Here is a 7,553-nt window from a genome sequence, read left to right on the forward strand (position 1 = left end):
GCTGTAGGCAAATCACGGCCTGTGCCGGACCGGTATCGGGCGGACCTAGCCACACTACTCCAGTCATGGCAAGCAAGCGCCACATCGCGTCGGGCCGGTTTGAGCGTAAATTATGTCCGCTTCCGGGCAATATCTCGTGATAAAGCACCCCCGCCACCGGCTCCGATATAGCGCCGGAATGCCTCCGGACCAGCCCCGGCAAAGAAATCATCTGCCGTGCCGATAGCGGCGACGGCGCCGTTCTCGAGAAACACCAGCCTCCGAGCGATGCGGCGGGCATCTTGCGGCTGATGCGTGACGAACAGTACCGTCATGCCACGCTCGGCATGCAGGCCGGCAACGAGGTCGAGCATATCGTCTCGCAAGGCGGGCCCAAGCGAAGCGAAAGGCTCGTCGAGCAGCAACACCGGGCGGTCACGCACCAGCACGCGAGCCAGGGCGACGCGCTGGCGCTCACCGCCGGAAAGTTCGCGCGGCAGCCGCTTCTCCTTGCCGGCAAGGCCGGTGCGCGCAAGCGCATCGGTGATCGCAGCGCGGTCGGCTTCGGCTAGCCGCAACGATGGCGAACGGCCGAGCCCGACATTCTGCTCGACGGAAAGATGCGCGAAAAGGTTGTTTTCCTGAAAAACCATCGACACCGGCCGCGTCGCCGGTGGCGCGGTGCTGACATCGGCCCCGCCGATCAGCACGCGGCCGGATCGCGGCGGCTCGAACCCGGCCACCAGATTGAGCAACGTCGACTTTCCGGAGCCGCTCGGTCCCATGATGGCGGTGATTTGCCCCGCCGTGAACTCGGCATCGAAGGCGAACAACGCCTCGCCATAGCTGAACGAAACCTTGTCCAGCCGCACCGAAACCCCTTTGCCGCCACCCGCCTCGTCAGACATTGCTGGCCGTCTCCTTTCCCAGCCGGTCCGCCGCCAGCACCGATCCCAGGCAGACAAGGCCGAGCAGCAGCGCCAAGCCGGCGGCGTCCTCGGTTCGGTAGCTGCCCATGCGCGCCAGGAGAAGGTAGGGCAAGGTCTGCACGGAATCACTGCCGAACAGGGCGATGACGCCGAGATCGCCGAGCGACAGTGCCATGGCGAAGGCAAAAGCGGTGGCCAGCGGGCGCCGCAACGTCGGCCAGTCGACCAACCACAGTCTTGACCAGCCGGAAATTCCGAGCTGCGCACAGAGCCGCTCGTGCCGCTCGCTTGCCGCATCATAGGCGGGACGGATGGCGCGCAGCGCAAAAGGCATCGCCATGACAGCGTTGACGGTGACGACCATGAGCGGGGCGATGGCAAAGACATCGCCGACATGGCGCAGCAACAGGAACCAGCCGGCGCCGACGACGATCGGCGGCACGACCAGGACGAACCCAGCGCCGGTATCGGTGGCCTCTTCGAGCAGTGTCCTTGCCCCGAAGCGGCGGTTCGACGCCAGCGCCCTGCGCGCCATGGTCAATGCCAGCGAAAGCATCACCGAAAGCAATGCCGATAGGAAAGCGAGTACAGCACTGGTCAGCGTCGCCTGACGGACACTGGCCTCGCCGGCAAGCCGGCCGAGGTCGGCGCCAAGTCCGGCCGCCACGGTCGCCACCATCGGCCCGGCGACGAAGAGCAAGGCCAACACGATGAGCGTCGCGTTCAGCCAAGCTTCAGTCCTGTTGACGGAGAGGTAGCGGCGCGGCGCGACCGGCAGGTTGGCGTCGCCGACGACGTCGGCTCCGAGCCGGGTCAACGTCAGCACCACGATGAAGGTCAAGGCGATCTGCAGCAGTGTCAGCGCAACAGCCCTCGCGGGATCGAAATCGAAGCGCAATGCCTGATAGATGCCGACTTCGAGCGTCGTCGCGCCCGGCCCGCCGCCGAGCGTCAGCACGATGGTGAAGGATGTGATGCACAGCATGAAGACAAGTCCGGCGACACCGGGCAGCGCAGCACGCAGCGTCGGCCACTCGATCAGCCGGAATGCCGGCCGCGCCCCCATGCCGAGCTGGCTCGCCAGCCGCCATTGGTCGGAGGGAATGGTCTGCAGCGCCTCGAGGAGCAGACGTGTGGCCAGCGGCAGATTGAAGAAGACATGCGCGACGAGAATGCCGGACAGGCCATAGATGCCCGGCCAACCCTGGCCGCCAACCCAGTTGAACAGGCCCGCGAAATAGCCGGCGCGGCCATAAAGCGCCAGGATGCCGAGCGCCGCGACTATCGCCGGCAGCGCCAGCGGCACAGCGAAGAGCTGCAAGATGAAGGCACGGCCGAAAAACCGTGGATGCCGCGACAGCGCCCGCGCCACGAACAGGGCCGGCCCGACCGAGAGCAGCGTCGACAGGGCCGCTTGCAAGAGCGTGAACCGCACGACCCGGAACAGGTAGGGATCGAACGCGGCCCAAGCGCCGGAAAAATCGCGAGCACCTTCCACAAGCAGCCCCGCAAACGCGCCGCCGATCAAAATGGCGATGGCGGCGAGCCCTATGATGCCGGCTGTGATGCGGGTATCAGAGCGGGTTTGCACGCCGCACCATCAACGATTGGGTGAAGCTTAGGGAGCGTCGCCGTAGAGCGGTCATGTCACGAGATTAGCCCACAAAAGCTACTTGCTCATCACCGCCAGCCATTCATCGACCCAAGCCTTGCGGTTGGCCGCCACCTCCTCCGGGCTGAACAGCAAGGTTTTGGTCGGCTTGACCAGTTTGTCGAAGGCGGGGTTGAGCGGCTTGTCGGTCTTGCCGGCCGGGAACATCCAGTTGGTCTCGGGAATGGCTTCCTGGAATTTCGGTCCGGTCATGAAGGCCATGAACTTTTCCGCCAGCGGATTCTTGGCGCCGGTCATGGTGATGCCCGCGACCTCGATCTGCAGATATTCGCCTTCCTCGAACGACGCCGCCTGATAGCGCTCGGTGTTCTCGGCGACCATGTGGTAGGCTGGCGAGGTGGTGTAGGACAGCACCATCGGCGCCTCGCCCTTGGTGAACAGGCCATAGGCCTCGCTCCAGCCCGGCGTCACGGTCAGCACCTTGGTCTTGAGCTTGGCCCAGGCCTCGGGCGCCTTGTCGCCATAGACCGCCTTCACCCACAACAGCAGTCCGAGACCGGGCGTCGATGTGCGCGGGTCCTGGATGACGATCTTGTCGTCGGCGCTACCCTCCACCAAATCCTTCAGGCTTTTCGGCGGGGACTTCAGCTTCTGGGTATCGTAGACGACGGCGAAGTAGCCATAGTCGAAGGGAACAAAAGTACCGTCGCTCCAGCCACCCGGCACGTTGACGTCCGTCACTGCGCCATGTGGCGCGAACAGGCCCGAGGCCTTGGCATCGGCGGTGAGATTGGTGTCGAGACCGAGCACGATGTCGGCCTTGGTCGAAGCGCCTTCCAGCTTGACGCGGTTGAGCAGCGCCACGCCATCGGCGACCGAGACGAACTCGAGATCGCAGCCGCATTCTGCCTCGAATTCCTTCTTCACCACGGGACCGGGACCCCAGTCGGCGGTGAAGCTCTCATAGGTGTAGACGGTGAGCTTGTCCTTGGCCAAGGCCGGCCCGGACAGGGTCACTGCCGTGGCGGCGATCAGAGAATATAAAAGCGTGCGCATCGGCGCCTCCTTCGTTTGCGTTGAAAGGAATTGAGGCGTCGGAGTGTCCGAAACGTCTAATCCCTCCGCCGGTACAAACCGGATCAGGTTCAGCGGGTTGGCGAGACTGCCTCTCAGCCGGCCCGCGAAATTCGCGTCCGGCACCCCGTTAGAGCGTTTCGACACATAGGCCGGGCCGATGACCCGCGCAAGTGGGACTTTGCCGCCTTCCGTTTCCGGTGCCGGGCTGGTAAGGCGACGGGATATGAGCATATTCACCATCCTGCTTGGCGGCGATCTCATCCGCACGCCTCGGCTCGACCGCCAGGTCGAAGGCTCGCGCGTCATCGCCGCCGACGCCGGCATTGGCCATGCGCGGATGCTGGGCCTCGTGCCGGAACTGTGGGTGGGTGATTTCGACTCGGTTCCGGCTGATCTGCCCGCCGACCTCGCCGCCGTGCCGCGGCAAACCTTCCCGGCGGAAAAGGACAAGACCGACGGAGAACTGGCGATCGCGGCCGCACTGGAGCGCGGGGCGACCCGCCTTGTGCTGGCGGGCGCATTCGGCGGCAAGCGCGCCGACCACGCCTTCCTGCATCTGGCGCTTGGCCTGCGGCTGGCCGAGGCCGGAATGGATGTGTGTCTGACCAGCGGCGCCCAGGAAGGTGTTCCCTTGCTGCCCGGTAGGGCCGGCTTCGATTATGCCGACGGCACGCTGCTCTCGATTCTCGGCTTCTCCGAACTCTCCGGCCTGACCGTCACGGGCGCCAAATGGCCGCTCGACAAGGTTGAGGTGGCATTCGGTTCGTCACTGACCATTTCCAACGAGGTCAAGTTCGGCAAGACCGGGGGCCGCCTCGACATCGCGCTCGGCCATGGCCGCGCGCTGCTGCTCGCCCATCCCTATCCATTGCCCGAAAGCTGACATGGCCCCGCCTCTTCTCAATCTCGACGGGATAAGACTGACCTTTGGCGGCGCGCCACTGCTCGACGGCGCCGCCTTGACCGCTTCGGCCGGCGACAAGATTGCGCTGGTCGGCCGTAACGGATCCGGCAAGTCGACGCTGCTCAAGATCGCCGCCGGCCTGATCGAGCCACAGGACGGCGAGGTGTTCCGCCAGCCTTCGGCGACGGTGCGTTATCTGCCGCAAATGCCCGACATGGACGGCTTTGCCACCGTGCGCGCCTATGTCGAGGCCGGGCTCGGGCCCGCCGACGATCCCTACCGCGCCAGCTATCTGATGGAGCATCTCGGCCTGTCGGGCGAAGAACGGCCTGGCGACCTGTCCGGCGGAGAGGCCAGGCGCGCCGCGCTTGCCCGCGTCATGGCGCCTGAGCCCGACATCCTGCTTCTTGATGAGCCGACTAACCATCTTGATTTATCTGTCATTGAATGGCTGGAGGAAGAGCTCATCCGGACTTCCTCCGCGCTCATCGTCATCTCCCATGATCGCCGCTTCCTCGAGCGCGTGTCGCGCGCCACAGTCTGGCTCGATCGCGGCCAGACGCGCAGGCTGGACAAGGGCTTTGGTCATTTCGAGGAATGGCGCGACCTAGTACTGGAAGAGGAAGAGCGCGAGCAGCACAAGCTCGGCCGCCAGATCGTGCGCGAGGAACACTGGCTGCGCTACGGCGTGACGGCGCGGCGCAAGCGCAACATGCGGCGCCTCGGCGAGTTGCAGACCATGCGCCAGCGTTTTCGCGGCCATCGCGGCGCCGAAGGCACCGCGACAATGGTGGCAAGCGACGCCGCCGAATCCGGCAAGCTGGTGATCGAGGCCAAGAACATCGAGAAGAGCTTTGGCGACCTTACCGTCGTCAAGGGCTTCTCGACCCGCATCCAGCGCGGCGACCGCGTCGGCCTTGTCGGGCCGAACGGCGCCGGCAAAACGACACTTCTGAAGATGCTGACCGGCGAATTGGCGCCGGACGCTGGCTCGGTCCGGCTCGGCACCAATCTGGAGATCGCCACGCTCGACCAGAAGCGCGAGGCGGTCGACCCGCAAGAGACGCTGGCGCAATATCTCACCGACGGGCGCGGCGAGAACCTCGTCATCAATGGCGAGCAGCGCCACGTCGTGTCTTATATGAAGGATTTCCTGTTCAAGCCGGAACAGGCCCGCACACCAGTGCGCGAGCTGTCCGGCGGCGAACGGGCGCGGCTGATCCTGGCACGCGTGCTGGCACGGCCTGCAAATCTTCTGGTTCTCGATGAGCCGACCAACGATCTCGACATGGAGACGCTGGAACTGCTGCAGGAACTGGTCGCCGGCTTTGCCGGCACCGTCATACTGGTCAGCCACGACCGCGATTTCCTCGACCGCACCGTGACCAGCGTGATCGCGCCGGATGGCGGCGGCCGCTGGGTCGAATATGCCGGCGGCTATTCCGACATGCTGGCGCAGCGAGGCGGCACCAGGCTTGACGACCGCAAGGCGCGCGCCAAGGCGGAAGCCGGCGATGCGCCGACACCGGGCAAAAGCGATCCGGCGGCGCCAAAAGGGCCGGCGAAGAAATTGTCGTTCAAGCAGAAGTTCGCGCTGGAGTCCCTACCAAAGAAGATCGAGGCAGTGACCGCGTCGATCTCGCGGCTGGAGAATAACATCGCCGACCCGGCCTATTACGAACGCGACCCGGCCTCGTTCCAGAAGACGATCGCCGCCCTCGACAAGGAGCGTGCGACGTTGGCCGTGCTCGAGGAAGAATGGCTGGAACTCGAGATGCTGCGCGAGGAGATGGAAGGGTGAAGATTGCATGTTCCTTCATGCGCACATATTATGCGCATAAGGGGAGCAATTTCTATGCTGCACTCGACCCAGAAATCTCAACGAAAGTCCGTCAACACGTCCATAGACTCCCAGCTGCTCAAAGACGCCAAGGCGCTGGGCATCAACATCTCCCGTGCTGCCGAGGCAGGTATCGCCCAGGCAATTGCAGCGGAAAAAACGCGCCGTTGGCAAGAAGAGAACACGGAAGCGATTGAAAGCTCCAACGCCTACGTGGAGCGCAACGGACTGCCATTGGCCAAATATCGACTGTTTTGATGGCACGTTACGATCTTTATCGGAATATCGACGGCAACGGTTATCTTCTCGATGTTCAGTCCGACCTTCTTGACAGGCTGACCACGAGAGTCGTCATTCCGTTGATGCCGCCCAATATGGCTCCGGTTCCGGGCCGCCGACTAAACCCGACCTTCGCCATCGACGGCAAAGACCATGTGATGGTCACACAGTTCATCTCAGCCTTGACGGCCTCCGAATTGCCGGACGTCGAAGGAAATCTTTCCCGGCATCATGACGAGATCGTTGTTGCACTCGACATGCTGTTCCAAGGCTTCTGAACAGAGACGGACCTGGCCTCAGCCCGCCGTCTTGGCCTGCCAGGCCTTGATAGCCTCGTCGAACACCTTCTCGCCGGGAATGCCCTTTTCCATGGTCAGCAGTGCCCGCCGTCCGGTCTTGTAGACGACCGGCACGTCGATCCAGTCCTGGCCGCGCAACAGGGTCATGTTGGCGTCCTCGTCGGCCTTGGTGTCGTTGAGCGCGACGAGGAAGAAGCCGTCGGCGATCTTGGCCGGGATGCCGATCAGCGGGCTGCCGGCGTCCTGTTCCGAACTCTTCATGGCAACGCGCAATATGTTGTCGACGCCGCCGCCTTCGAACCCATCGGGGGTCAGGAAGATCATCTCGATGATATGGCTGGCCGGCAGGGTCTGGTCGGTGTTGCGACGGATGGTCATGCGCAACTGGATGTCCTTGCCGGGAATAGTCGCCTCGGCACGGATCGCCGGCTCGGGCGGCAGGTCGCCGCCTGGCGATTCCTGCACCAGCGACCAGACGATGCTGCCGGGTTCGGCTGAACCCTGCGCGGTGCTGGTGCGCTCCTCATAGAAGATCGCCTTCTGGCCCACCGGAACCGAGGTTGGCGCCACGGCCGCAGCCGGTGCCGTCGGCGGCGTTGCGGCTGCCGGTGCCGACGGCGGCGTGGCGGCTGCC

7 protein-coding genes, 1 pseudogene and 1 riboswitch are annotated in these 7,553 nt (G+C 64.3%); of the genes and pseudogenes, 4 read left to right on the plus strand and 4 right to left on the minus strand.

All coding sequences use genetic code 11. From position 1 onward, the window contains the following. Positions 1 to 110: 110 nt before the first annotated feature. From thiQ to thiB, 3 genes are all read right to left on the minus strand, one after another. Positions 111 to 887 (minus strand): thiamine ABC transporter ATP-binding protein, encoded by a 777-nt coding sequence (thiQ, locus tag X739_RS138265; protein WP_023773917.1) that lies wholly within the window; start codon positions 885 to 887, stop codon positions 111 to 113. Further along, positions 880 to 2,499 carry a thiamine/thiamine pyrophosphate ABC transporter permease gene (gene thiP / locus X739_RS138260; protein WP_023773916.1) on the minus strand — a complete coding sequence of 540 codons (1,620 nt, stop codon included), beginning with the start codon at positions 2,497 to 2,499 and terminating at the stop codon, positions 880 to 882. Before thiP ends, thiQ begins: the two co-directional genes overlap by 8 nt. 78 nt (positions 2,500 to 2,577) lie before the next feature. Next, positions 2,578 to 3,576, minus strand: a complete 999-nt coding sequence (thiB, locus tag X739_RS138255) for a thiamine ABC transporter substrate binding subunit (protein ID WP_023773915.1) — start codon at positions 3,574 to 3,576, stop codon at positions 2,578 to 2,580. A 43-nt stretch (positions 3,577 to 3,619) separates the two neighbouring features. Continuing rightward, positions 3,620 to 3,734, minus strand: a riboswitch (TPP riboswitch). Positions 3,735 to 3,820: 86 nt separating this feature from the next. On the opposite strand from thiB, the gene X739_RS138250 reads away from it, so the two are divergent. From X739_RS138250 to X739_RS138235, 4 genes are read left to right on the plus strand one after another with little or no spacing between them, the layout of a single operon-like run. Continuing rightward, positions 3,821 to 4,480 (plus strand): thiamine diphosphokinase, encoded by a 660-nt coding sequence (locus X739_RS138250; RefSeq protein WP_023773914.1) that lies wholly within the window; start codon positions 3,821 to 3,823, stop codon positions 4,478 to 4,480. 1 nt (position 4,481) lies between these two features. After that, positions 4,482 to 6,302 carry an ABC-F family ATP-binding cassette domain-containing protein gene (locus X739_RS138245; protein ID WP_023773913.1) on the plus strand — a complete coding sequence of 607 codons (1,821 nt, stop codon included), beginning with the start codon at positions 4,482 to 4,484 and terminating at the stop codon, positions 6,300 to 6,302. Positions 6,303 to 6,356: 54 nt separating this feature from the next. Then, positions 6,357 to 6,599: a type II toxin-antitoxin system CcdA family antitoxin gene (locus X739_RS138240; RefSeq protein WP_023773912.1), complete on the plus strand. Its 243-nt coding sequence runs from the start codon at positions 6,357 to 6,359 to the stop codon at positions 6,597 to 6,599. Next, positions 6,599 to 6,898: a CcdB family protein gene (locus X739_RS138235; RefSeq protein ID WP_023773911.1), complete on the plus strand. Its 300-nt coding sequence runs from the start codon at positions 6,599 to 6,601 to the stop codon at positions 6,896 to 6,898. The genes X739_RS138240 and X739_RS138235 overlap by 1 nt, the downstream gene beginning before the upstream one ends. An 18-nt stretch (positions 6,899 to 6,916) precedes the next feature. On the opposite strand, the pseudogene X739_RS138230 reads toward X739_RS138235, so the two are convergent. Beyond that, positions 6,917 to 7,553 (minus strand): annotated as a pseudogene (locus X739_RS138230) (hypothetical protein); the annotation flags it as partial.

It is taken from the genome of Mesorhizobium sp. LNHC209A00, assembly GCF_000502915.1.
Lineage (GTDB): Bacteria > Pseudomonadota > Alphaproteobacteria > Rhizobiales > Rhizobiaceae > Mesorhizobium.